Annotated in this window: 14 protein-coding genes; 8 read left to right on the top strand and 6 right to left on the bottom strand. The window is 54.0% G+C overall.

The window, feature by feature from the left end; all coding sequences use genetic code 11:
* Window positions 1-209: 209 nt before the first annotated feature.
* Together SH139x_RS29225 and SH139x_RS29220 are read right to left on the bottom strand one after the other, a co-directional pair.
* Window positions 210-1,388 carry a cysteine desulfurase family protein gene (locus SH139x_RS29225; RefSeq protein WP_488353240.1) on the bottom strand — a complete coding sequence of 393 codons (1,179 nt, stop codon included), beginning with the start codon at window positions 1,386-1,388 and terminating at the stop codon, window positions 210-212.
* Window positions 1,385-2,080 (bottom strand): hypothetical protein, encoded by a 696-nt coding sequence (locus tag SH139x_RS29220; RefSeq protein WP_488353239.1) that lies wholly within the window; start codon window positions 2,078-2,080, stop codon window positions 1,385-1,387. The genes SH139x_RS29225 and SH139x_RS29220 overlap by 4 nt, the downstream gene beginning before the upstream one ends.
* Window positions 2,081-2,183: 103 nt before the next feature.
* Here SH139x_RS29220 and scpB point away from each other — a divergent pair, with 103 nt between their 5' ends.
* From scpB to SH139x_RS29205, 3 genes are all read left to right on the top strand, one after another.
* Window positions 2,184-3,437 carry an SMC-Scp complex subunit ScpB gene (gene scpB, locus SH139x_RS29215; protein WP_488353238.1) on the top strand — a complete coding sequence of 418 codons (1,254 nt, stop codon included), beginning with the start codon at window positions 2,184-2,186 and terminating at the stop codon, window positions 3,435-3,437.
* A gap of 158 nt (window positions 3,438-3,595) precedes the next feature.
* A complete protein-coding gene (locus tag SH139x_RS29210; RefSeq protein WP_488353237.1) occupies window positions 3,596-6,517 on the top strand; it encodes a DUF1553 domain-containing protein in 2,922 nt (973 codons plus the stop codon).
* 14 nt (window positions 6,518-6,531) lie between these two features.
* A complete protein-coding gene (locus SH139x_RS29205) occupies window positions 6,532-7,956 on the top strand; it encodes a DUF1501 domain-containing protein (protein WP_488353236.1) in 1,425 nt (474 codons plus the stop codon).
* 10 nt (window positions 7,957-7,966) lie between these two features.
* Here the strand turns inward: SH139x_RS29205 and SH139x_RS29200 are convergent, their stop codons facing one another.
* Entirely contained in the window at window positions 7,967-9,625 is a 1,659-nt protein-coding gene (locus SH139x_RS29200; RefSeq protein WP_488353235.1) for a hypothetical protein, read from the bottom strand.
* A gap of 92 nt (window positions 9,626-9,717) precedes the next feature.
* Here SH139x_RS29200 and SH139x_RS29195 point away from each other — a divergent pair, with 92 nt between their 5' ends.
* The 3 genes from SH139x_RS29195 (at window position 9,718) to SH139x_RS29185 (ending at window position 17,791) form a co-directional block, all read left to right on the top strand.
* Complete coding sequence (locus SH139x_RS29195) at window positions 9,718-10,188, top strand: thiol-disulfide oxidoreductase DCC family protein (protein WP_488353234.1); 471 nt, start codon at window positions 9,718-9,720, stop codon at window positions 10,186-10,188.
* Window positions 10,189-10,275: 87 nt separating this feature from the next.
* Entirely contained in the window at window positions 10,276-14,073 is a 3,798-nt protein-coding gene (locus SH139x_RS29190; RefSeq protein ID WP_488353233.1) for a DUF7133 domain-containing protein, read from the top strand.
* 187 nt (window positions 14,074-14,260) lie between these two features.
* Window positions 14,261-17,791 (top strand): FtsX-like permease family protein, encoded by a 3,531-nt coding sequence (locus SH139x_RS29185; RefSeq protein WP_488353232.1) that lies wholly within the window; start codon window positions 14,261-14,263, stop codon window positions 17,789-17,791.
* On the opposite strand, the gene SH139x_RS29180 is transcribed toward SH139x_RS29185, so the two are convergent.
* From SH139x_RS29180 to SH139x_RS29170, 3 genes are all read right to left on the bottom strand, one after another.
* The gene (locus SH139x_RS29180) at window positions 17,786-18,226 is read right to left on the bottom strand and encodes a hypothetical protein (RefSeq protein WP_488353231.1); all 441 of its coding nucleotides are present in this window, start codon (window positions 18,224-18,226) and stop codon (window positions 17,786-17,788) included. The two genes, SH139x_RS29185 and SH139x_RS29180, sit on opposite strands and share 6 nt — an antisense overlap.
* A 143-nt stretch (window positions 18,227-18,369) precedes the next feature.
* On the bottom strand, window positions 18,370-20,982 hold the full coding sequence (locus SH139x_RS29175; RefSeq protein WP_488353230.1) for a prolyl oligopeptidase family serine peptidase: 2,613 nt from the start codon (window positions 20,980-20,982) through the stop codon (window positions 18,370-18,372).
* A gap of 153 nt (window positions 20,983-21,135) precedes the next feature.
* Window positions 21,136-22,176, bottom strand: a complete 1,041-nt coding sequence (locus SH139x_RS29170; RefSeq protein ID WP_488356126.1) for a DUF1559 family PulG-like putative transporter — start codon at window positions 22,174-22,176, stop codon at window positions 21,136-21,138.
* 370 nt (window positions 22,177-22,546) lie between these two features.
* Between SH139x_RS29170 and SH139x_RS29165 the strand changes: the two genes are divergently transcribed.
* Window positions 22,547-23,974 carry a sensor histidine kinase gene (locus SH139x_RS29165; RefSeq protein ID WP_488353229.1) on the top strand — a complete coding sequence of 476 codons (1,428 nt, stop codon included), beginning with the start codon at window positions 22,547-22,549 and terminating at the stop codon, window positions 23,972-23,974.
* A 213-nt stretch (window positions 23,975-24,187) separates the two neighbouring features.
* The gene (locus SH139x_RS29160) at window positions 24,188-25,633 is read left to right on the top strand and encodes a sigma-54-dependent transcriptional regulator (protein ID WP_488353228.1); all 1,446 of its coding nucleotides are present in this window, start codon (window positions 24,188-24,190) and stop codon (window positions 25,631-25,633) included.
* Window positions 25,634-25,660 lie beyond the last annotated feature (27 nt).

Raw genomic sequence — 25,660 nt, 5'->3', positions numbered from 1 at the left:
GGCCGAACGGCCCCGCGAGAGTCGGGCAGGCGACCGCAAAGGAATCGCTTGAACAAGCTCTCCGCCTGTAACCGATGATGATTTGGTCGTTTGGATCGACTCCGACACCCCAACCGCCCCCAAGGCAGAGTAATACACCAATCCACTATGCTTCAATCTAGGCAAATGATCGTCAAAATGATACTGGAAAAACTCTATTTTTCCACAATTCAATTCGATCTTAACTTGTTGCAGCAATAGATGATACGTTCGCTGGCGAGTTCTATTTCTTGGCTTGTGGAAAACCTGGACACTCCGAAACGCATCGCCGAGTCAGTTTGCTCTGCTGGGACTCGCATCGCCTGCAACACGTGACTCGGTTCACTACTTCCGCTGGCACAAGCGGATCCCGTGCCGCAGGCGATTCCAGCTCGATCGAGCAGGATCATCAAGGTTTGGCGATCGACTCCGGGAAAAGAAATACAGCTAGTGGAGGGGAGTCGCGGCGCCTGTTGAGCATGCACATGACAGTCATCGATCGCCGTTTGCAGCCGTTGTTCCAATAAATCTCGCAGTTTGGTCATGCGATCGATCGATTCGGGAAAAGCGGCTTGAGCGATCTCCAGTGCGCGAGCCATGCCGACCGCCAAGGGAACCGCTTCCGTCCCCGGTCGCGTGGCCAATTGTTGTCCGCCGCCGTGAAAACGAGGGGTTAAAGAAAAACCTGGGGCCAATAATAAACCGCCAATCCCGATCGGACCATGAAATTTGTGAGCCGTGAAAGTAGCCGCAGCGAGTCCCAAATGGTCAAAATGAAAAGGGAGTTTCCCGATAAATTGAGTGGCGTCGCTGTGCACGACCACGCGATGTTTTTGGCACAATGCGACGATCGATTCGAGCGGTTGTAAGACCCCAGTTTCGTTGTTCGCCATCATCACGCTGACCAGCCCTCGTGGTTGCCGGCCGGTGCTATTGTCTGCTTCGATGGGAACGATGGCAGTCAGTTGTGCTGCTAACGCGTCCAGCTGGACAATGCCGTTGTGATCGACCGGTAGGGTGTGCAGCGAATAGCCGCTGAGTGCTAGCTGCTCGCCCGCTGCCAATACACTGGGGTGCTCGCTGGCACTGACCCAACGCGGCAAATCGGCTGGTACCAAACACTCCAGCACCCAATTATTGGCTTCGGTACCGCCGCTGGTCAGCAACAGCCGCGAACCACCAGTTCGCAAGATGTCTGTCCCCAGCAGTTTGGCTGTTCGTTGCAATGCATCATCTAGCAAACCGCGAGCGACTCGTCCGGCGGCGTGCTGACTCGACGGGTTTAAGGGCCCTCGTTCCCAAACCGCCAGCATTGCCGCAAGCACAGCGGGATCGATCTCGGTAGTGGCGTTGTTATCGAGATAAATCACAGCTCGGGAAGACTTTCTAACATTTCAGGAAAGAGAGGATTTCGCGGAAAGTCGGTTTGCGCATCGCGTAACACGGCAGCAGCCATCGGGGGGTGTCCGGCGGCCAACAGATCTTCCGCCAGTGATTGGTAAGCAGCTTGCAAATGAGTGTCGATGGCGGCCGATAACACCGGACCGCTGGTTTCTTGTGCCGCGATGGCAAACAGGTCGGGAATTAACAAATACAAATCACGCTCCGCTAACCGTTGAATCACCGGCCAAAACACAGCCGCCGCGGCCGGATTGTCGCGACTCCAGGTTTCCCAAATCGGCGAGCCAGAATTCGCCAGTTGCAGGTATTTGACGAGAATCTCTGCATCGGCGACCTGGGTTTGGGAAAAATAACCATGTTGAATTTCAACTAAATGGTAATTTTCCGGTGTTCCCGACGGGATCTGAAGATACCCTTTGCTTCGCAGCAGGTTGATCGTAGGAGTAGATACCGTCTTGCGTCGAATTGGCGTTACCTGGAGATGAACGAGCGGAATTTCCCAGAAAACGAATTCGCGTTGTGTGAAATGGGTCGGCGCAAATTCGACGCCCCTGACACGTCCTCCTAACCAAGTTACGATTCCCAGCACAGCCAACAAAATAAAGCCGCTGATCAGGGACATTTTAATGGCGCGTCGTTTTCTCGCACGATCGGCTGACATAATCACGTCTTCGGTGTAAAAGCAGCGGGAGGTGAATACCAGACAGTTTAACGACCACGAAGAATCACGGTATTGCAGAACTACGGGAAACGGATGTCACGCAATGGAAAGATACGGTTGGCAACAGCGTCTCGGAATAACCTCTAGCGGTGGACCACCAACTGATTATCCTTGGCCTGCCGCGCGACGAAAAAACAACATCGCTGCTGGATTGGTTGCTCTTGGTCATTCGGCCGGCAAGCAACAACGGTGGCGGTGGCAACAAGCCGCTAGCGAGAATCTGGCGAACGATTCACAGACAGTCGCGGTGCCGCTGTCGGGACGAAAATTTTGGGAGCAAACTGATCCGCTGATGAAACGTCAGCGGGTCGAAGCCGTTTTACTGTTAATCCGCTCACCCGTGGCAAGCCGAAAACTGGCCCAGTTAGCTGGCTTGGCGGATGCGACAGAGGCGCGTACGCTGGTCCGGCAATTAAATCAACTTTACACCGAACAAGGTCGAGCGTTTCGCGCTGAAGAAGTAGCGGGCGGTTACCAACTGCTGACACGACCAGCGCTGGCTCCTTGGCTCCGACGACTTGGACATATCCCCCAAACCATTCAACTAACACCCCCCGCTATGGAAACGATCGCCATTGTGGCCTACCGCCAACCTGTTTTACGAGCCGATATTGAGGCAATTCGAGGAGTTTCTTGCGGGGAGATCCTGCGGCAATTGATGGATAAAGACCTGGTTCGCATTAGCGGACGCAGTGAAGAACTGGGGCGACCCTACCTTTACGCGACAACAAAACGTTTCTTACAAACCTTCGGACTTCGTGGCGCCGACGCCCTGCCAGCTCTCGATCAGTCCGAAATCGACATTTCCGATGATCCGGATTGGAGTGATGGCCATCAGTCGGCCGATGCGAATCCTGATCAACAACCTGTTTTAGGCGCCCCTGAGGAGGAGTCCGACGTGAGTACTGCCGTTGCCGATTTAGTCATCAACCCTTCCCAGACTGATGACGAGCGTTCGATAGTTGATTCGGCAACGGTGAACACCGTGAGTCCCGAAGGAGTGATCGAAGATGAAGAAGACGAACTCTTTGGTGATGACGACGATGATGTCACCGACGATGACGACGAATTCGACGATGATTGGGCCGACGATGATGAAGACGAAGAAGACGACGGCGTAGAAGACGACGACGACGAAGAGGATGCCGACTGGGAAGAGGTCGATGACGACGAAGACTGGGAAGATGACGAAGAAGAGGATGACACGGAAGATGACCTGGAAGACGACGACGAATGGGACGATGAGGATGACGACGAAGACCTAGTTGACGACGAAGACGACGAAGAGTGGGACTGATCGCCCCACAGGTCAACAGGCAAGTCACAGATAGGTAGTTTTCAGCATTTGTTTTTCCCGCTAGGAAGATCGGTTTTGGTGCTGAAACCATGCGGTAATTGGCCTACAATGGAGGTTCCTTCCCCCATTGCCTTCCTCCAACCGCCTGAATTTGCCCCATGCATGGTCAGCCCAGCAATCTTTGGCAAAAAACCTCACGGTTTCGTCAACCAGTTTCTGGGACGAAACTGTCGCTAGTTTGTCTGTTGTTCAGCGTTGCTGCGGCCGCGGATTCTTTAGCGGCTGATCCGGCGAGTGTTGAATTTTTCGAGAACCGCATTCGCCCCGTCTTGGTCGAGCACTGTTATTCGTGCCACAGCGAAGCGGCACGACAGGCGGGAGATTTCCAAGCCGGTTTGGCGGTCGATTCTCAGGAAGGGTTATTGCGTGGTGGCGACTCTGGACCGGCGATCTCACCGGGAAATGCCGAACAAAGTTTATTGCTAGCCGCCATGCGATATGAAGACTACGAAATGCCGCCAGCTGGCCGTCTGGATGATCGCATCTTGGAAGACTTCCGCATCTGGATAGCGGCTGGGGCTACCGATCCCAGAAGTGAGGTCAACGCGGGCCATTCAAGCACGACGATCGATTTGGAAGCGGGTCGGCAACATTGGGCCTATCAACCACTTCCTCGAAAGCTCAACCCACCACTGGCGACCAAACTCGCCGCAGCAACCCCCATTGATGCATTTATCCAGGCCGCTTGGCCGCAGCAGCAGGCTGCCAGCGAGGACGGTTCTGCAAATGTCGTGATAGCCGCTCCGCTGGCAGATCGCCACACTTTGATCCGTCGGCTCTATTTTGACCTCACTGGTCTACCACCTACGCCGGCCGAATTGCGAGCCAGTCTGACTGATGAAAGTCCGCGGGCCTACGAAAAACTAGTGGACCGGCTGTTGGCATCTCCAGAGTTTGGCGAACATTGGGGCAGGCACTGGTTAGATATCGCTCGTTACGCGGAATCAGTGACGTTGCGCGGTCTCGTTCAACATCAAGCTTGGCGATATCGCGATTATGTGATTGCCGCTATGAATCAGGACCTACGGTACGATCGCTTCGTACTGGAACAGGTGGCTGGTGATTTGTTACCAGCCGATTCCGTTGCTCAGCAACAACTTCAATGTATCGCGACTGGCTTTCTCGCTTTGGGGAATCACAACCTCGAAGATCAAGATAAAGAAAAGCTAAACATGGACGCGGTTGACGAACAATTGAATGTGATAGGTTCCGCAATCTTAGCCCAAACGATTGGCTGTGCCCGTTGTCATGATCATAAGTTTGATCCCATTCCCACACGAGACTATTACGCTTTGGCGGGAATTCTTCGCAACGTGCAAAGTTTTGAGCATGCCAATGTCTCAAATTGGGTTGAAAAACCTCTGCCCTTGAGCTCGACGGCACAGCAACAGGTCACCGTTTATCAACAGCAAATAGGCGAACTACGCAAACAGATTGCCGCTGCCGAAAAACAACTGAAAAGTCCCGCCGCCGGACAAAAGTCGGTACCTCTCAAGAGTCTGCCGGGGATTGTCATCGATGATGAACATGCGGAACTTGTCGGACAATGGACTCGCAGCGATCATACGCCCCGATTCGTAGCAACTGGTTACTTGCATGACGACAATCAGGGGCAAGGTAAAAAGACGGCCACTTTTTCAACCATGCTACCAGCGGCTGGTCGCTATCGAGTGCTCGTTTCTTACTCGGCGGGTGGAAACCGCTCGCGACAAGTAGTGGTCACGGTGCAAGACGCTCAAGATACGCACATTGTTAGGATTAACCAGCAGCGGACACCTTCCAGCGACGGTATATTTGAAGACCTGGGGGAGTATACGTTTACCACCTCAGCAGCAGCCCAAGTAACGATCGCAAATGTTGCCGCCACGGGGCACGTGATCGTCGACGCGGTCCAATTCTTACCGCTCGAAACGACAAATGCCACTGCGGACTTGATTGTCAAAGAGGATCCCCGTGAAGCAGAGGCACAACAAGAGTTGCAAGCCCAATTGCAGCAATGGAAGCAGGAGTTAAAGGAGTTAGAACAGCATGCACCACCGCAACCAAAATACATGGGTGTGAGGGAACGTGATGAGTTCAAGGATCTGGCGGTTCAAATTCGCGGTAATGTACATCGAGCGGGCGAGTTAGCGCCTCGTGGCGTGCTGAGCGTCGCAGTCGGCGATTGTGATCTGAATATGCCCGCCGACGCTAGCGGACGAGAAGAACTGGGTCGTTGGTTGGCCGATGAGTCAAATCCGTTGACCGCGCGGGTCATGGCGAACCGAGTTTGGGGATGGCTTTGCGGTGAATGGCTCGTTCGTTCTCCCGATAACTTTGGCACCACCGGCACCCCGCCAACGCATCCCGAACTATTAGATTATTTGGCTCGCCAGCTGATCGATCAAGGTTGGTCCATCAAATCGTTAATTCGCGAAATCGTGTTATCGGAAACGTATCGTCGGGACAGTCAAGCGACTGCCGAAATACTGGCTGCCGACCCCGCCAACCGGCTTTGGTTACGTGCTGTGCGTCAGCGCTTGCCGGCGGAGAGTTTGCTTGACGCGATGCAACAAATTAGCGGTCAGTTGGATCGTAGCATGGGTGGCAAGACAATTCCCGATCGATTGTCAGCCGATTATGGATTCGTGCACAATGGGCCTCGGCGAGCCATTTATTGGCCCGCCTTGCGGAACTCGCGTCCCGAGATCATCGACGTCTTTGATGGAGCGAATGCCAGCTTGGTAACGGGACGGCGCGATACCAGTACGGTACCGCCCCAAGCCCTATTCATGATGAATAATCCCTTGGTGCTTGAATTGAGCCAAGCGGCGGCGAAACGCTATGCGGAGAATGATCCGCGAGCAGACGGTGTCAAGTTCTCAGACTTATTTCTTGCCACCTTGGGCCGAGAACCAACCGAGCATGAATATATTACTGTGCACCAATATCTCGCCGAGAATTCGGATAATCTGATCAATAGTTGGGCTGATATTGTGCATTCACTGTTTTGCACCATCGACTTTCAATACATACGATAGAAAAAGAGAGGCATATGGTGATCCATCCACAATTTTCCCGACGGCAGTTGTTACAACAAACAGCCTGTGGTTTTGGCGGACTTGCTTTGGCTGGACTCGCCAATCAACAGCGCGCGCAAGCAGCGGCCCATCTTGCGGGGACGCCTCATTTCGAGCCGCGGGCGAAACGTGTGATCTTCCTGTTCATGCAAGGAGGGCCAAGCCAAGTTGATACGTTCGATTACAAACCGTTGCTAGAAAAACGAGATGGTGAACGACTAGAGTTTGTTGATGATCGGACTCAAGCACGAACTCAAAATGGACGTTCCAGCCAACGTATCATGAAATCTCCTTGGGGGTTTCAACGTTACGGAGAGACCGGTCGCTGGGCATCCGAGTTATTCACTCAGACCGCTCAACATATGGATTCGCTGTGCCTGGTCCATTCAATGCATACTGAAGGGGTGGCGCATGGTCCGGCGACACTTTTCTTACACTGCGGGGCCAGTAACTTTGTGCGGCCTTCGATGGGGTCTTGGATTTCCTACGGTCTTGGTAGTGAAAACGAGAACTTGCCCGCTTTTGTTTCGATTTGTCCATCTGCCGGCAATGGCGGCGCCCGCAATTACGGGAACGCGTTTTTACCGAGTCGCTTTCAAGGTACCGCGATCGGTCAGCCCGGCGGCAAAAATTTGCAAATGCGAGATTTGACGCCCCCTGCCCTGCCCTCGCAAAAGCTGAGGCAGAAATTTGACCTAACTCAACAGCTGAACCATAGTCAATTGACTCAAGCTGGCGTCGACGAGCGACTGGAGGCGACGATTGAATCGTACGAGCTGGCTTGGCGAATGCAACTCGAAGCACCCGACGTGTTTGACCTGGGGCAAGAATCGCAGCAAACACTCGACGCTTACGGTGTGGGAAAACCTGAAACCGATAACTACGGGCGCCAATGCCTGCTGGCGCGTCGATTATGTGAGGCGGGTGTGCGATATATCCAAGTGAATTATGGTGACAATTCGGCGAATCCCGCTTGGGATCAACACTCCAATTTGCCAAAACACGCTGAGCACGCCGCCCGCGTTGATCAGCCAATCGCAGCCCTGTTGAGTGATCTTCGTCGACGAGGCTTGTTAGATGATACGATTGTTTGGTGGGGTGCCGAGTTTGGTCGCACCCCTTACGCCCAAGAAAATGGCACGGGACGCGACCATAATCCGAGCGGATTTACCACGTGGTTGACGGGTGGTGGGATTGAATCGGGAATGAGTTTCGGCAGGACCGATGAATTTGGTCACGAAGCGATCGAGAACAAAGTGCATATGCATGATCTGCACGCGACGATCTTGCACCTGCTGGGACTCGATCATGAACAGTTGACCTACCGGTACGCCGGCCGAGATTTTCGCTTGACCGATGTTCACGGTCGCGTTGTCCACGAGTTGTTGGCAGCTCGCTGACAAAAGTCGTCTATTGCTTTCCGTTACGCAGCAGATTGAAATATTCCTCGGCATGCTCGCGAACTTTCTTTGGATAGGCTTGATCTTCGAGCGGATCGCTATCATCAGTGGTCGCTTGCAAGATGGCATCCTGAACGCTTTGACGCGTCACACCTTTCTTATTTTCACCGCCAGCTCTGCCAGCCAACACTGCGCGGCCGTTTCTCGGCTGGCCACGAACTTGTGAGTCGTACGAGTTTGTATCCGACTCTTCTTCCGGGCGATCACCTTCGCCCTGCCCTTTACCCATACCGTTCCCCGGTTTTTCGGAGTCTTTGCCATTCTGTTGGCCTTGGCAAGCCTTACAGCCCTGACCACTGCACTCTTTACATCCCATTTGGTCTTTGGCTTGTGAAAGTTGGTTGAGAGCGTCTTCGAGTTCTTCGAGTTGCTCCATCTCTTGTTGCATCTGACCCATTTGATCGGCGATCTCTTGCAACGAGTCTGCCGCCGCTTGCGGATCGCCCTGCTCCATTGCTTGCTGTGCGGCTTGCATCTTCTCGGCCATCTCTTTCATTTGTTGCATTTTGCCATCCATTTGCTGCAACGCGTTCATTTTCTGTTGCAGCCGGGCGGCATCTTCATTTTGGCCCGCTTGCTTGGCCGCTTCGATTTGTTCTTGCAGTTTTTGTTTCGCTTGTTCGTGTTGTTCGGTGGCCGCTTTGATTTGCTCCTGCATTTGCTGCATTTGGTTTTTTAGTTGTTCCTTCTCCGCATCCGTCAGCGAGCCGTCGCGTAATTTCTCAGCCAATTTGTCGACTTCTTGCTGGGCTTTATCAAAGTCACCCTGCTCCATCGCTTTGGCAACCTTATCTCCGGGGCCTTGTTCAATGTCTTTTAAATTGGACAACGCCTTTCGCATTTCGTCGGGAGAGCCTAATTTCTGACGGCGTTCTTCCAATTGCTTTTTAATGTCATTGAGTGCAATCAAGGCATCTTTTTTGGTCATGTCGTCGCGACGGCTCAATTTGTCGGCTTGACGTTCCAGTTTTTTGAATAGCTCTTCAGCCTCTTTGAGCCCTTCCGCAGTGGCTTGTCGGCGACGTTGTTCGAGACGTTTTTTCAGTTGTTCGGCAGCGGTTTTAACTTGCTTGACTTCTTGTTGAGCCGCTTTATCAACGCTGGCATCGGCCACATTTTCCCGGGTGGCGTCGGGAAGGAAAATCAGGACTCCGAGAAATACCAGTGGCAATAGGGGCAGCAGACCACTACGTCGCAGTCGCAATCCAAAGCGTTCGGCAACTGAGATACCTTCCGCTCGGCGTTGGGCGTCGGCGATCAGGGCTTGGCCCATTTCGGAGTCGCGATCTTCGTTGGAAAGCTCCAAAGAGCTGCTAAGGCGTTCATTTAACTGAAAACGGAGATCGAGTTCAGCCGCGGTATCGGTTAGGGAAGGGCGTGTCAGCCAAGTGGCGATTGCCGCGATTGTGAGGGCAACCACGATGGCACCAATCGCCCAACTCAGGGTCCACACATTACTCGGCACCGAAATTGCCGTCACTTTTGGCACCGCCGCGCCAATAGCGGCGACTAACAGCAAACCGAATAAAGCCCAAGTGACGATACGACCGAATCGCTGCAGCATTAAGCGGCGTTGGGCGGCGACAACCTGACGGCGGATGATATCCATGGAAATTCAAAGAGTGTGAAGGTCGAACCAGTTCAACGGTATAGTATAGAGATTAGTAAGCAACGAAACACTCCATATTTATCGGCTTCTTCATGAATCCCGGCCATGCTCTCGCGGACCCCGATACCAATCCAGGGCGGGACGTGGTGATTTACGACGGTCATTGTCAATTTTGCACTGCGGGAGTGCGACGGCTCGCGTCACTGGACAAATGGTCTAGCGTGTTCGGAAGGCCACTTCGGCTTAGTTTTATTTCGTTGCATGATTCGCGGGTCCAAAATCGCTATTCTGACTTGAGCTATGACCAGCTGATGGAGCAGATGTATGTAATCGATCGGCAAAACCGTCGACACGGCGGAGCCGATGCGGTGCGTTATCTCTCGCGACGCTTGCCCTTGCTGTGGCCGGTCGTGCCGATTTTGCATTTTCCCGGTACAGCCCGGTTGTGGCGTTGGCTGTACCAGCAATTTGCACGTCAGCGATATCGTTGGAACCGGGATAGTTGTGAAAACGGTACGTGCGCGGTGCACTTTGGTGACGCTCATCGCAAAGGAAATTCCTGAGATTCATCTTGTTGGCTCGTGCGACATTTGGTAACAGCTACGAGACGGAAGATTTAGACCTACCCTTGTAATCTGGATGAACCGGCCATGGATGGCTGCCTGAGACGGTTGATATTGGTACTGGCGCTAGTCTGCCTGGGGATTGGAGGAGGCATCTCCTCAGGTTCCGCGGCCGAAGCCGAATGGATTTGGTTGCCTGGTGTCTCGAAAGAGAGCGTTCAAGTCGGTACTACGGCTTATTTTCGAAAGCCGATTAATCTCAAAACACCCTCTTCGGGACGGGTAACCATCGCGGCAGACGATGTCTATGAGTTATCCGTTAACGGCCGTCTGATTGGTTCCGGGCGATCGAGTCGACAGATGGAACAGTACGACATCACGCCCTTACTGGTCGTCGGCCGCAATGTCATTGCCGTCAAGGTTGATAATACACGGGGCAATACCGCCGCAGTCGTTGCTCGTGTGGAACTCCAGACCCAGGGTTCGGATCGTTGGTACACGTTCAGCACCGATGCATCTTGGAAAGCGACCGATCGGGCGACTCCGCTTTGGCAGACAGCCGCTTTCAATGATCGCAGTTGGGCTTTGGCTCAGTCGTTTGGGCGTTTGGGCAACACCATTCCTTGGGATCGTCGTGAGGATGTTGCCGTTGAAAAAGAACATCAGGAAAGTGAGCGTTTCCAAATTCAATCCGGTTTTAGTGTTCAGCGGATTTTGGATGAGGAAAAAATTGGTTCCCTGATCGCGATGGCCTTTAATGAATTCGGCCATATCATAGCCTCTCGGGAGCGAGGGCCGCTACTGTTGATTTTCGACCGCGATAAGGATGGGATTCCCGAAGAAGTGCGAACCTATTGTGATAAGGTGGAAGCGGTACAAGGAATTTTACCGTTGAACGGTGAAGTCTTTGTTACGGGAGTGGGTCCAGAGGGGCCTGGAATTTATCGACTTACAGATGAAGATCGCAACGGGACTTTGGAAAAAGTAAAGCGGATTGTCGCGTTGGAGGGTTCGCCAGGCGAGCACGGTGCCCATGGTTTAACGCTCGGTCCAGATGGAATGATTTATTGTGTGTTGGGCAATCATATTCAAGCTCAAGCAACTGAATCTGTTGGCGATACCTTAGGGCCGATCTACGATACTGACTTAGTTCCTCGTTATGAGGATCCGGGTGGGCATGCCCGCGGAATTAAGGCTCCCGGCGGTACGATTATTCGTACAGATATCGACGGCAAAACAGTCGAGCGGATCGCTGGTGGTTTACGAAATGCCTATGACTTGGTCTTTCACTCTGACGGTGGTTTGTTTGTCCATGATAGCGATATGGAGTCCGATGTGGGGGCTAATTGGTATCGGCCCACGGCATTGTTTGATATCGCGGAAGCTGGTGAATACGGTTGGCGGAGTGGTTGGTCGAAATGGCCGAATTACTATGCGGACCGCGTGCCACCTATGCTGGAGACTGGCCGTGGTTCGCCTTCAGGAGCGACGGTTTATGATCACTTCATGTTCCCTGTTCGCTATCATAATACATTATTTCTAGCCGATTGGTCTGAAGGCAGGATTCTAACCGTTCGCCTGGACCGTCAAGGCGGTAGCTTTAAAGCGGACAGCGAAGTCTTCTTGCAGGGGCAACCTTTAAATGTGACTGACCTTTGCGTCGGGCCCGATGGGGCACTCTATTTCTGCACCGGTGGTCGAGGCACCTCGGGTGGAATTTATCGAGTTGTCTACAACGGTTCAGTTCCTGACCGAGTGAAGAATCTAGGCACTGGTGTTGCCGCCGCAATACGCCAACCACAACTCGAGTCAGCTTGGAGTCGCCAAACGTTGGCCAGCCTCAAAGCCGACCTGGGTGATCAGTGGGGTGAACTGGTCGCGGGTGTTGCTTACAGTTCGGAAAATCCGCCCCATTATCGCACGCGGGCGATGGATTTGATGCAGTTATTTGGTCCTGTCCCCAGCGAGGATTTGCTGATCGACCTGAGCGGTGCCAGTAATGAAACGGTCCGAGCCAAAGCGGCCCAACTGATGGGTCTGCACCCCAGCGGTCGGGTGCGCCGGCAATTAGAGGCCTTGCTCGAAGACAGTGATCCGCGAGTCCGTCGCATGGCTTGTGAAGCGATGATTCGCAGCAATCAATTGCCCGAACCGACGAGTCTCTATCCTTTGCTCAGCGAAGAGGATCATAGCGTGCGGTTTGCCGCCCGCCGCTTGCTGGAAACGATTCCCACCAGTCGTTGGCGTGATGACGTACTCGACTCAGATGAGCCGAAAGTAGCCATCTTGGGTTGCATGGCCTTGGTGCTGGCTGATTCGAATCAACAGACGGCGCTGCAGGTGTTGGCCAAGATGAGCAAAATGATGCCAACCTTCCTTTCCGATAGTGAGTTTATTGATCTGCTGAGAACCACGGAGTTAGCGTTGGCGTTGGGTAAGATTGATCCTGCGGAGGTGCGACCCTTGGCGGCGCAAATTGCTGAGGAATTTCCCGCTGGCGAAGAACGCATGAACCGCGAGTTGATTCGCTTGGCAGCCTATCTGGGGAGCGATACGTTAGGTCAACGAGCGCTTGATTACTTAGCTGGTGACGCGCCCCTCAAGGAACGGTTGCATGTGGCTATGTATCTTTCCTTTTTGGAATATGATTGGACTCCGGAACAGAAGTTCCGTTTGTTAAAGTTTTATGAGATGGCGGCGTTGGAGGAAGCTGGCAGCTCCATTCCATTATATATCATGAATGTGACCCGAGACTTTGGTCGTAAGGTGTTGGCGGAAGAAGATGCCCGTACGATTCTGGCCCAAGGTTTATTGTGGCCAAACGCGGCATTGGCAGCACTTTATAAACTTCCCCAGCCTGTTGATACCGAAACGGCTGCTGAACTTCGCGATTTGGACGAACAGATCGCCGCTTCTGAACGAGCTGACGGAGACGTTTTCCGTCGGCTTCGGACCGGAATCGTGGCCATGTTGGCATCGAGTGGCGATGAGGATTCGTTGGCTTACATGCGGAAAATTTGGCGGGAGGATCCTGAGCGGCGACAAACCGTCGCCATGGCAATGTCGCTCTACCCTGACGGGGAAAACTGGGATTACTTGGTTCGCAGCCTGAACGTTTTGGAAGGTCCGGCCGCGATTGAAGTCATGCGAACATTGGCCAAAGTGCAGGTTGCCACCGATGATCCCGAGGCGATTCGTCAAGTAATCTTGCAAGGTCTACGGGCGGAAGAGGATGGAGGCACGGTTGATCCGGCCTTGAATCTGTTGAGCCATTGGACGGGGATTCGCACTCAGGATGGAAAAGCGCCCAGCTTGAAAATCTGGAAACGTTGGTATGCCGAGTCTTATCCTGATCGGCCAGCTGCCGAATTGCCCACGGGTGACGCTGACGCGCGTTGGGATATGGAACAACTGGTCACCTATATGACCAGTGAGACTGGCCGTTATGGTGATCCCATGGTGGGACGTCGCGTCTTCAAAGAAGCTCAATGCTTAAATTGTCATCGATTTGGCGATAGTGGCGATCCGGTGGGTCCCGATTTGACCAGCTTAGCGCGTCGATTTACTAAGCGAGAGGTTTTAGAGTCAATTCTCTTTCCGTCGCACGTGATCAGCGAGCAGTATAGCAGCCGCCGAGTCTTGACCTTAGATGGTCGGGTCTACGTCGGGTTGGTCAGTGAAACCGATTCGGGCAGAGTGTCAATTCGCAACTCGAACAACGAAACTGCGGTGATCAGTCGTCAAGACATTGATCAGATTTTGCCCAGCACCTCGAGTATCATGCCCGGGAACCTGTTAGACGAGCTGTCGTTGAAGGAAATTAGCGATCTGATGGCTTATTTGGGTGTTTTGCCCCCGGTCGAAGTCGCCAGTCGACAAGACTAAGGCGGTCTGCCGCTCCCCTGCATTGGAGCGTGAGCGTCGCAAATCTGAGAGCGAGCCAGTGCCTGGGCCTTTTCACCTCGAAAAGGCCGTTCGGGCTCTGACAAAGCAACCTCCGTGGGTTAGATTAACGGTTGTTGCAGCTCGATGCTGATTGCCTCTTCAGATTTGACTTTGGGAGCCGAATCGTATGTCTTTCACCGTTGGCCGTTTGGTCCGACGCAGTGCTTGGTTTCACCGTTCCATCGGTTTGGCCGTTGCCCTTGGTGTGGCAGCCGCTACGGCTGTGGTCTGCGGGGCATTGCTGGTCGGTGATTCGATGCGCGGTAGCCTGCGTGGTCTGACTCTACAGCGACTCGGTGAAGTCGATGCCGCGGTGATGCCGGGAAGTTTTTTTTCCGCTGCACAAGTTGCGGGCGATCTGGGCAATGATGCCCAGGTGGTGCCGGTCATCTATTTTGCCCGCGGGGTTTTGGAAGCAACGGATCCGGATGAAGCGTTGACGCGACGTTCCGGCCAAGTCCAATTGATTGCTGCCGAGTCGCAGTTTTGGGACTTCGATACCGCCGGGGTGCGTCCCGAAGTCTTTCCCAGCGGCAATCAGGTGGTGCTCAACCAGCGGGCGGCTGATGAACTACAAGTCACGGTGGGTGATTTGGTGACCGTGAGGTTGCCTGCCGAACAAGCAGTTCCCGCTGATAGTCCGCTCGGTCGGCGTGATCATGAGACTGAAGGTTTGCCCCGTCTGCAGGTGGTGGCAATTGTGCCCAATCAAGGGCTGGGCCGATTTGGATTGCAACCAAGCCAAGCGATTCCCCTTTGCTGTTACTTGCCGCTGGAATTGGTCCAGCAGGTGTTAGATCGTCCCGGACAAGCGAACACCCTGCTGGTCGCTTTGCCTGATGCGTTCAGTAATGGTGCTACCACGGAGTTGGCCGCACGGTTGCGTCCCGAGTTGAATGACTTCGGTTTACAGTTGGAACGCGTGACGCGTGAGTTTGAGGGTCAACCGAGCCAGACGTTATTTGATTATTACAGTTTAAGCAGCGAGCGATTGTTGCTTAGTGATCAGATTGTTGAAACGATCGTTGCCGATCTTGGAAACGACCAAGCACAGCCCGTGTTGACTTATTTGGCTAATGCTATCGAAAGCCCCGACGGGGAGCGTTCGATCCCCTACTCCACGTTGACAGCGATCAATAGTTCCTCCGAGTTACCGCTCGACTTTTCGCTCCCCGATGGTGTAACGGCGGAGATACCAATTGTGCTCAATTCTTGGGCCGCCGAGCAACTTAACGCCAGCGTTGGCGACGAATTGCGGATCGCTTATTTTGAACCTGAGACGACGACCGGGAAAGAAGTTGAGCGCTATTTTGCGGCTGTCTTAACCAGCATCGTGCCAATTACCGAACCGAGCCGTCCCTACCGACGCAGCCGGGATGCTGAATTTGATCAACCGCCAACAGTTTATAATGATCCTGCTTTAACCCCCACGGTTCCCGGCATCACCGATCAAGATTCGATCAACGATTGGGACCTGCCATTTAAGTTGGAACGCGACATCTCTGGTGATGATGATGATTACTGGAGCAACCATCGTCTGACACCCAAGGCCTTTATCCCGCTGTCAGCTGGGCGGGATTTGTTCGGTAGTCGATTCGGCAATACCACGAGTCTTCGCATCGATCATCAGGTGGCTGAATCGGCTCCCGCGTTGGCCGAGAGGATCGTTGCCGTGCTGCGCAGTCGACAAACAGAATTAGGCTTCGATTTACTTCCAATCAAAGCGCAACAATTGGCTGCTTCTCGCGGCACCACGCCCTTTGACGCGTTGTTTTTGTCGCTGAGCTTTTTTGTGATTGTGGCAGCGCTGATGTTGGTGGCGCTCTTGTTCCGACTTGGCCTGCAGCAACGGGCTGCCGAATATGGAGTGATGTTGGCGGTGGGGATTCCGGGTCGTCAAGTCTCTCGCATTGCTTTGGTGGAGGGTACTTTGTTGGCCATTCCTGGCGCGTTGTTGGGCGTGGTCGCCGGGGTGATTTACGCCTTGGTTGTATTGTGGGCGCTGAGCTCCTGGTGGGTGGGAGCCGTGACGGTGCCGTTCTTAGAATTTCATTGGCGTTGGACCAGTGTTCTGATTGGCCTGTTTGCTGGGATTGTGATGGCCGCTGTGACCATTGCTTTAACCGCGCGACGCCTACGAAGAGTGGCGATTCGACCCCTGCTGGCTGGACAAATTCCAGAAGCGGATGCGGAGCGACCGGTCAAGGCGAATCGAAAACGCTCGTGGCGATGGTTTGATTATGCGGCTGGGGCGGCTTTCGTGATCGCCGTGGGGTTGGGAATTATGGCGATTGGTTTGAGTGGACCGGCGCAAGCCGGTGCCTTTGTGGGCGGCGGCATGTTATTGCTATCCGGCGTTTTAATGGTGTCCTACAGTCGGCTTTCCGCTTGGCAAGCATCCGATCGGCGAGCCGGTTTAGCACGTCGTTACTCGGTGTCAGTCTTGGCGTTTCGGGCGGTTGGTCGCAATCCATTGCGAAGCACTTTAAGTATCGGATTAATGGCGGTCGCCTGCTTTTTAATTGTCTCGATGAGTGCTTTTCAAATGCGGCCTTCAACGAAGGGTGTGGGTGGTTTTGATTTAATGGGACAGTCCGCACTGCCGATTTATCAAGATTTGAACGACCCGGTGGTACGTGAGGAATTGCTTCGCGATGATGCCCCGCAGGTGACTCCGGCGGAGATTTTTGGATTGCGTTATCGACCAGGTCAAGACGCCAGTTGCAACAATCTGTATCAAGCATTCCAACCACAAGTGTTAGGAATACCATCGCAATTGACTCAGTGGTACTCCCGTCCGCGAGCAGGGTCGGAGCCGACCAACAAGCCGCAGCCGATTCCATTTGATTGGGCTGCTGAAGATCGCATGACGATGACAGCCAATGAATTAGAAACCCCCTGGGCACTGTTGGAGCAACCTGCCACGGGAACCGCAGATGATCCTGTTCCCGTCATTCTAGATCAAAATACGGCGATGTGGAGCTTACAGATGCGGAGCGGCGTGGGAGAAGTTCGCGGGTTCACATTCGATGATGGACGTGAACGACATTTTCGCGTGGTGGCACTGTTGGCAAATTCCGTGTTGCAAGGGAGTCTTATAATTGGTGAGCAAAATTTTCAGCAACTATTTCCGGAGGTTAGCGGGTACTCATTTTTCTTAGTCCAAGCCGGTCCTGCCCAAGACGTTGATCAATTGGCGGCGATTCTCGAAAACCAACTGGGCGACTCCGGTATGGACATGGTTTCCAGTCGGCAAGTCTTGGCCGGCTTAATGGCTGTGCAAAACACCTATTTGAAAACCTTTCAGAGCTTGGGCGCGCTTGGTTTGTTGTTAGGCACTTTTGGGTTGGCCGTCGTCCAACTCAGAAATGTGTTGGAGCGTCGCGGTGAGTTGGCGCTGCTGAGAGCGGTGGGATTTTCCAAACAGCGATTAATGGCAACGGTGTTGCTAGAGAATCTAACGTTGTTGTTGGGAGGCATCGCTTGCGGTGCGGGAGCCGCTTTGGCGGCTGTGGTGCCTTATATGTGGGCTGCCGGGACCCGTCCCGCGATTGTCGAGCCGTTGTTGCTGCTGGGACTGGTGTTTGTTGTCGGTTTAGCCGCCAGCACGTTGGCCTTGCGACGCGTGACTCGGCTTCCTTTATTGGCCAACTTATAGGGACTGGTCGGCCAGATGGACTTGGACGACCGCTCGCACTTGGTCTTCGTTGAGATCGAGCAGCGCGGCCATGCGTTTTAATTCCCGTTGTTCAAAACCTCCCAGCATTCGTTCCGTGGTATTGCGGACCACATTGCCTTTGGGCAGCGGGATGGTTTTCGAGGTGGTGGCCCGCATCTGTTCCCACATGTCGACAATCTGTTTTCGCTTGCTCTCATTGACCGTAGCGGCCAGCCGACGTTCTTCTTCGCTAGCGACCACCGGTGGCGGGGCGTCAGCGGGACGATTGCTGTCTGGTGTGGAACTGGTCGTCGATGTTGCTACGGGACTTGATTCGGCTGGGGCTGGATCAACCCTGAGAAATAAAGATATTGCCACCACGGCTAACAATCCAAGGCAGGAGAGCACGCCAAGGATTATGACAATTAGCTGCATGGACGGTTTGTTTGCCGTTGCACTGGTGGTAGTGGTCGATCGTCCGAGCTGGACGGTAGTGCCGCAGCTGAAACATTGAGCTTGTTGCGCTCCTTTGGCGGCAGTGACGGGGTTGCCGCATTTGGGACAAGAGAGTGGACTGCTCATGATTCTTGGCCTTCGACTTGGTGGGTGGTCTGCTCAGTAGGTCCGCCCAGGGCACGGATGAAGAAGTCTTTCATTCTCCGTTTTCCATATGGGCTTGAACCGGAGCCATGGCCTCCGTTGGGAAAAACAATCAACTCAAAATCTTTGTCTGCCTTGATCAACGCTTCGGCAACTTGCATGGTGCTGGACGGATCGACGTTGTTGTCAAGTGCTCCGACGGTAAGCAGTAGTTTACCCTGTAAACGATGGGCCTGGGTGACGTTGGATTGTTCGGCATAGTGATCTCCGACCGGCCAACCCATCCATTGCTCGTTCCACCAAATTTTATCCATTCGGTTGTCGTGACAGCCACAGTCGGCAGCGGCGGCATGATAAAATTCGGCATGCGCGAGTAGGGCGCGAAGCGCACTTTGGCCGCCGGCCGATCCACCCCAGATGCCGACTCGCTGGAGATCCATCTCGGGTCGTTCCGCAGCGGCTGCCGTGATCCAGCGGATGCGGTCTGGGAAACCACTGTCGCCTAGGTTTTTCCAACACACATCATGGAAAGCTTTCGATCTTTGGCTGGTTCCCATGCCGTCGAGTTTGACCACAATGAATCCCAGTTCGGCGATCTCGAACAGTCCGTTATGCAGGCCAAACGTCTTGGGAGTGAAGGCCGAATGGGGCCCCGCGTAGATTGCTTCGAGTACGGGATACTTTAGCTTGGGGTCGAAGTTCGTCGGTCTCACAATCACTCCGTGGATCATGGTTGAACCATCTCGTCCGGGTGCTACGAATCGCTCAGGTGGTTGCCAGCCGGTTTTCAGCAAACGGCTCCAGTCGGCTCGTTCCAGCGTGCATGCCAACTGGCCTGTTTCGGCGTCACGCAGTTCTACGACCGGGGGCAAATCAACGCGGCTATATGTATCTACCAGCCAGTGTCCAGTGGGCGAATGTTCCCAGCGATGATCGCCATCACCGTCGGTCAAGGAGGTTAGTTCACCGCCATCAAAATTGACGCGAATCAAATGTCGATGGTAGGGATCCTCTGCCATTTGCCGTCCACTGACGGTTAACCATAGCTGACGTTTTTCAACATCCACCCGCTCCACATCGCGGACAACCCACGGACCCGCGGTGATCCGATTTTTAACCTCACCAGTCGTCCAATCGATTAGCAGTAGATGATTCCAGCCATCGCGTTCTGACATCCAGATTAGTTCGTTGGTTTCTTCTAAACGCTGCAAATAAAATTTATGAGAGTAGCAAACGAAAGTTTCACTGGTCTCATCGATCACCGCGCGAGCTTGCCCTGAAGTTGGGTTGATCGAGATCAGTCGTAAGACTTGATGACCGCGCTGATTGTAGATAAAGGTAAACTCACTCGAGTCGGCCCGCCACTGAAAATTGTTGATAGCGAACGGGTTGGGAAACAGGCTATCATCGATCGCGAATTTAGATACGTCGACATCCGTCGTTGGGCCAGCCTCGGGAGTATCTGCTACGGGTAATCGATTCAGTGAGAAAAGATAAGGTTTCGGATGATCCAAAGGGTCACCCGGTTTGGTATAGTTGATGACGTCAAGCTGTGGTTGGAGGCTGTCGGCCGGTGCGGCTTGAACGAGTGTGACTTGACGTTGTTCGGCACGTTTGGTTTTGAGCACTACGAAATGCTGACAATCGGGTGACCACCATACTCGCCCCTCGAATCCGTTATTTGCGTTGCCGTCGCTGGAAAGTGGTAGGCGACTGTTTTGCTCAAGATTTAAGAGAATGACATTGTGGTCTTCAAAGTCGACTTGCCAACGACCATCGGGTGATTGGCGATTGTTTTGGCTGCGATTGAAACCTTCGCGGCCGTCGCGTCGCAATTTGGGGGCGGGAGTCGAAGCATCAATAATGGCGACGCGTCGTCCCTCTTCGGCACGAAAAGCGGCAACTTCCTTTCCATCGTCATTGGTCAACAACCAAACGTGACCCGCGAACGTGGGATGAGGAAAACTCTCACCAGCCGCCACACGACCATAGGCGAGCCTCCGACCACTGGTGTTGATCCAAAAGACGTTCAGCGGGCGGTCGAGTTGGTTTCGAAGTTCAATCTCAGTGGCTTCACCACCCCGGGATGGGCGGATAGAATTCATGGCGGGCAGGCCGCTGGGAGTGTCAGCAGCAGTGTTGTCATTTGCCTCGGCGACGACTTTCTGTTGCTCGCGATCCCACTGCCAGGTCTTGCCCCGAAAACGGAACTGGACAGTCGTCAGTTCGGGTACCGCTTGCAAATTGCGGATTTTCAAAGCTGCGGAGTCAAGCGAATCAGGAAAATGCTCAGAAAGAGCCAGCCGCAATGTTGCTTGATCAAATAATACCTCCCGCTGGCCTGCTAAGACATCGATTAGCACTACCTCAAAACGGTCTTCACCCGTTTCAACCCGGTACCAAGCATAAGCATCCCGTTCACCGAAAAATTCAGGGGTCACCGAGAGACGATCGACGCGGCCCGCTGTTCGTTGGCCGTAAGAAGCGGAGCGATCGTAGCGGGCGGCCAGATGACCAGCATCGTTTGCGGAAACTTGCAATGGGGCCAGCAACAAGCCAAAGCAACTGGCTAGTACCAGTTGACCGAGCACAAGCTCCCGGGGGTGGTGCGATGACCGGCAAGTTTTCAAACAGGATGACAGCATAGTTTGCTCAGCAGCGATTTGGGGATCCGACATTCCAAGTTGGTCGCCAGTTTAATCGCTTTCGGCTGAACTGTGTGCCGGGCAAATGGTCGCTGGCGTTTAAGGCGCCGAAACGATCTCACCACCGGCTCGCGAGCCAAGCGAGCGCCAAGTCACGAGGTCGATGGTCTCGGCGATCGTCCGCACCGACCCATCCATTAAAGCAGCTTGCACGGCGGCGGGATGATAGCTTCGCGAGCCGATCGAGGCAAAGGTGGCTCGTCCTTGTGAGCCGTCGAGTCCCTCCTGCCAGGAGTTGTAGTCGATATCAAAACTCTCGCTCCCGTTGTTCCAGAGCACTTGTTGGTTGGGAGGCATGGTCGTGGTGAAGCCGGTGTGGTGGACGCGTCCGTCAGGCCACTCGGTATGCCCCGTGTTCTTAAAGCTGCCCCCACTAGCCATCGCAGCCAACGCCTCTGGCGTGTTCGGTGTTACTGCCGCCGGAGAGCCGCCGTTGCGGAGATATGGTTGCCAAGCTTTCACATCGGCCACCATCAAGGTCGAGCTGGTGCCATCGCGAAAATCTCGCATCCCCAAAAAGCTGTTTGGAAAAAAAGCACCCGAACCGCCACGCCGCGTTGCCGGATCGAATACGAGCCACTGTCCGAGGTTAAAGCCATAACTCGTCGGATAGAGCAGCGGTCGGTTATTCCCCGGGTCACGCACAGTGTCGCCGCCGACATCGCTGGGACAAGAAAAGACCGAAACTTTAACACCGCTGATTGCCATTTGGGCATCCCATCCAAACGTGAGGTCAACCACATTGGAAAGGTTTTCCTGTTCCAGGAAAGGCAAAATTCGACCGTGAACACCCCAGGCTTGATTGTTGGTAGAGTTTACCGAGCGGAGATCGACAATCGTGCTGGGGGGCAAACGACTGAAGGCCGATTCGTAGTTCATCATCGCTAAGGAAAGCTGCTTCAGATTGTTCTGGCAACTCATCCTGCGAGCCGCTTCACGAGCTGCTTGAACGGCCGGCAACAGCAAGCCTACTAAAATCCCAATGATCGCGATCACGACCAACAATTCGACTAAGGTAAATCCAGCTTTGGCGAATCTGGATCTGGAAATCTTTGCCTGGATGAATTTCGCCTGAGCCATCAAATCGGGGCGGCGAGGATGCGGGTCGCGACCAGTCGCACAAGGGCGAGCAGATGCGGCGGGGGCAAATGCAATTGTCAAATCAGATGTTGGCAAGGAATTCACTCACGAGATCAAATTAGTAGTTAAAAAATTAGCATTCAAGTTAAGATAATCTAATGGCACGTCTCATGCCAAATCAGGTTAGAGTGGTTGCGTGAGGGTTGGCAGGTGGACTTTGTGGATGCATTTTGAGATAGCGGGTTCGTTGGATAGTGATAACAAAAATTTTTCAACAGGCATTCGAATTCGGTCTGGCAATTGGCGATCATTTTCGACGTGTGGCGAAAATTTCATCGTCTAGCTGTGGAAAATTCGCCACGGGTGATTCATGAATTTGTTTGGCTCCCTTCGCACCCGTTTGTTGGTACCGCTGGTAATTTGTTCGATCCTGGCTGGGATCGTGGTGGGGCTCGTCTCGTACACGGTTTCAAGTCGTCAGGTGCGAGCCGATTTGGAAAAGTCATTTCAGGTCATTCGCCAGACTTTGCAACGAGCCCAGTTTCCATTGACACCTGCCGTGTTGCGGACTTTGGCCGAGCTCACAGAGACTGAGCTGGTCACTTACGATGCTCAGGGACGACCTTTAGCGGGCAGCAGCCTTGCCGCGGCGCACCCGATTGATGGCGGGATAAGCCGCGAGTCAAAGGGAGTGTTAGTTAGCCCTCATGGCAGTGATTCAGGATTTCGCGTCTCAGGATTTCGCGAGGACTTGGTTCCTGGTTACTTAGTTCGTGCCTTCTCGCGCGAGACGAGCGGTTCGGATCAAGCCAGTCAAGTATTGGTATTAGTTGACGCGGCCAAACTGAGACGAGCGGAGCTGTCGGCCGCGCTTTTTCCCTTGGCGACCGGACTGTGCGCGACCATTGTGTTGGCCGTGGTGGCATCTTGGCTGAGCCAGCGAATGATTGGCCGGATTGGTCAGTTGCGGTTTCAGGTGGGACGCGTCGCTGCGGGAGATTTCTCCCCCGCCGCGTTGGTTGCTGGCGAGGATGAATTGGGAGAGTTGGGTGTGGCGATTGGTAAGATGTCGGATGATCTGCAGTCTTTATGGCAGACGGTTCATCAGCAAGAGCGTCAAAAGTTGATTCATCAATTAGCCGCCGGAATGGCTCATCAATTGCGCAACAGTCTGACCGGCGCGCGGATGGCGATTGATTTGCACGCGCAGCAGAATCCCGATCAACAAGGGCAAGGTTTAGACGTTGCCAAGCGGGAAATACGTCGTACGGAAGATTATGTGCAAAGGATTCTCAGCCTCGCCGCTCAACAGCAATTGCGTTCCCAACCTGGTCCAATCAGTCCCGTCTTGGAACCGCTGGAAGAGAGTTTACAAATCATTGCCCGGCATCACCGGGTGAGGCTGGCATGGTCCATTCCAGAACACATTGCCAATGCTTGCGTGGCCGATCCTGCGAGTCTTGGACTGGGGTTGGAGAACCTCGTGTTGAATGCCATTGAAGCGGGAGGGGATTATGTTTCGGTGGACGTCAAACAAGTCGGGCAAACCTTGCAATTCGAAGTTGCCGACAATGGACCGGGCCCCCCTGAGAACTTGGAGGAGGATCACCTGTTCGAGCCCTTCATGACATCCAAACCTGAGGGCTTGGGGCTGGGTTTGTCATTGGTGCGGCGTGCCGCTGAGATGTTGGGAGGTGAGGTTTCACTGAGTCGTGAACAAGATACAACACGATTTCGGTTCGTCGCCCAATTGGTACTTAACAGTCTGTTAGCGGTTTTAGCGCTAGCCACCGTTTAATCGTTAGCGGTTTTGGCGCTAGCTTGGGTTGTCAAAAGTTTGGAATTGTGGCGATTTCGGTTTGTGCGAATTCCCATCCTCCTATCAAAACAATGCTTCCGCCGGGCTCGCCCTGGTCCAGAGCAAGCCCGGCGGAAATTGCATCACTTGCCAGGGGCGAGTTGGTTTGGAGCACGCTTGCCGGTCGCGTGCCGATCTGGGAAGCTATGAGGCATGGAAACTGAACGTCCCATCCTGATTGTCGATGATGAACCAGCGATATGTTGGTGCTTTGAGCAGTTGCTTGGCGAGGAGGGTTTCTCAGTCATCACCACCTCCACGGCCGAGGATGGACTGCAGTTAGCGGCTGCCCAACAGCCAGCTTTAGTAGTGCTCGATGTGCGTTTACCTGGCATGGACGGTTTGACCGCACTGCCTAAATTTGCCGCCGCCAGTCCCCACTCGTCGATCATCATCATGACCGCTTTTGGGGATCTGCAAACGGCGGTGCGAGCGGTCCAGCAGGGTGCAGCTGACTATCTCACTAAGCCCTTTGGGGTCGATCGCGCGCGGGCGGTATGTCGGGCCGCGCTGCGGCAGCGGGAGTTGGCCGGGACAGCGATTTCCTCAGGTTCAGCACGTCCCCCGGCGACGACTCGCGTCAACAACCAGTTGGTCGGCAGTTCGGACGTGATGCAGGAGGTGTATCGTAAGATAGCGACGGTGGCGGAAAGCGATTTATCGGTATTGATCACCGGGGAGACCGGTACCGGAAAGGAGTTGATTGCTGCGGCGATCCACCAGCACAGCCCTCGGCGAGATGGACCTTACATGGCAATCGCCCCCGTGGCGCTAAATCCAACTTTGGTGGAGAGTGAGTTATTTGGGCACGTCAAAGGCGCATTCACGGGGGCCGATACCGATCGTGATGGATTGTTTGCCCTGGCCAGCGGTGGTACCGTTTTCTTGGATGAAATTGGTGATCTACCTATGCCTATCCAAGTCAAATTGTTACGAGTTTTGGAGCAGCGTCAGTACACGCCAGTGGGAGACGTGCGGCCGCGAGACTGTGACGTGCGAATTTTAGCGGCGACCAATTCTCAGTTGAGGCAGGCGATCGAGGCGGGTGAGTTTCGGGAGGACCTTTACTATCGGCTGGCGGCCGTTGAGGTCCACGCCCCAGCCCTGCGGCAGCGGCTGGAGGATCTCGAGATGTTGGTACAACATTTCCTCGTGCTTGCCGGACATCCCGCTGGCGATCAGCCGGTGGCGGGCGAAGTATTAGCCCGGTTAGCCGCATATGCTTGGCCGGGTAACGTCCGTCAGTTACGGAACGTCATCGAACATGCTGCCGTGCTGTCTCGTGGAGGACCGCTGACAACTGAATATCTGGTATCGCTCGACCGATTAGCCGATGAGTCAGGAAACGGTGCTGGCGGCGTTGCTCAGGCCGGCACGTCGCGAGCCATCGAAGCGGCGGTTGGGCAATGGGCGGAGGAGGCTTGCCGCGATTCTTCGGCTCAAGATTTGATGAACCGTTTTCTGGCTGCCGTCGAACCAACGTTGTTAGCCCGCGTGTTGACACACACCGAGGGAAACCGGGCGGCGGCGGCCGACTTGCTAGGTATTCACAGGGGGACGCTGCGCGATCGGCTACGTCGCTATGGAATTGACCATTGATTCCGGCGGCAATTTTCCCGTTTAATA

It is taken from the genome of Kothea flammea, from assembly GCF_052161645.1.
Taxonomy (GTDB): Bacteria; Planctomycetota; Planctomycetia; order Pirellulales; family Pirellulaceae; genus Laterigemmans.
The sequence above is the reverse complement of the archived record's forward strand: the minus strand, read 5'-3'. Positions and strand labels throughout refer to the sequence as shown.

Excerpts from the sequence above, each read along its gene's own strand:
- SH139x_RS29220 (WP_488353239.1), bottom strand. The coding sequence starts at position 2,080 with ATGTCAGCCGATCGTGCGAGAAAACGACGCGCCATTAAAATGTCCCTG.
- scpB (WP_488353238.1), top strand. The coding sequence starts at position 2,184 with ATGGAAAGATACGGTTGGCAACAGCGTCTCGGAATAACCTCTAGCGGT.
- SH139x_RS29210 (WP_488353237.1), top strand. The coding sequence starts at position 3,596 with ATGCATGGTCAGCCCAGCAATCTTTGGCAAAAAACCTCACGGTTTCGT.
- SH139x_RS29205 (WP_488353236.1), top strand. The coding sequence starts at position 6,532 with ATGGTGATCCATCCACAATTTTCCCGACGGCAGTTGTTACAACAAACA.
- SH139x_RS29200 (WP_488353235.1), bottom strand. The coding sequence starts at position 9,625 with ATGGATATCATCCGCCGTCAGGTTGTCGCCGCCCAACGCCGCTTAATG.
- SH139x_RS29195 (WP_488353234.1), top strand. The coding sequence starts at position 9,718 with ATGAATCCCGGCCATGCTCTCGCGGACCCCGATACCAATCCAGGGCGG.
- SH139x_RS29190 (WP_488353233.1), top strand. The coding sequence starts at position 10,276 with ATGGATGGCTGCCTGAGACGGTTGATATTGGTACTGGCGCTAGTCTGC.
- SH139x_RS29185 (WP_488353232.1), top strand. The coding sequence starts at position 14,261 with ATGTCTTTCACCGTTGGCCGTTTGGTCCGACGCAGTGCTTGGTTTCAC.
- SH139x_RS29180 (WP_488353231.1), bottom strand. The coding sequence starts at position 18,226 with ATGCAGCTAATTGTCATAATCCTTGGCGTGCTCTCCTGCCTTGGATTG.
- SH139x_RS29170 (WP_488356126.1), bottom strand. The coding sequence starts at position 22,176 with ATGGCTCAGGCGAAATTCATCCAGGCAAAGATTTCCAGATCCAGATTC.
- SH139x_RS29165 (WP_488353229.1), top strand. The coding sequence starts at position 22,547 with ATGAATTTGTTTGGCTCCCTTCGCACCCGTTTGTTGGTACCGCTGGTA.
- SH139x_RS29160 (WP_488353228.1), top strand. The coding sequence starts at position 24,188 with ATGGAAACTGAACGTCCCATCCTGATTGTCGATGATGAACCAGCGATA.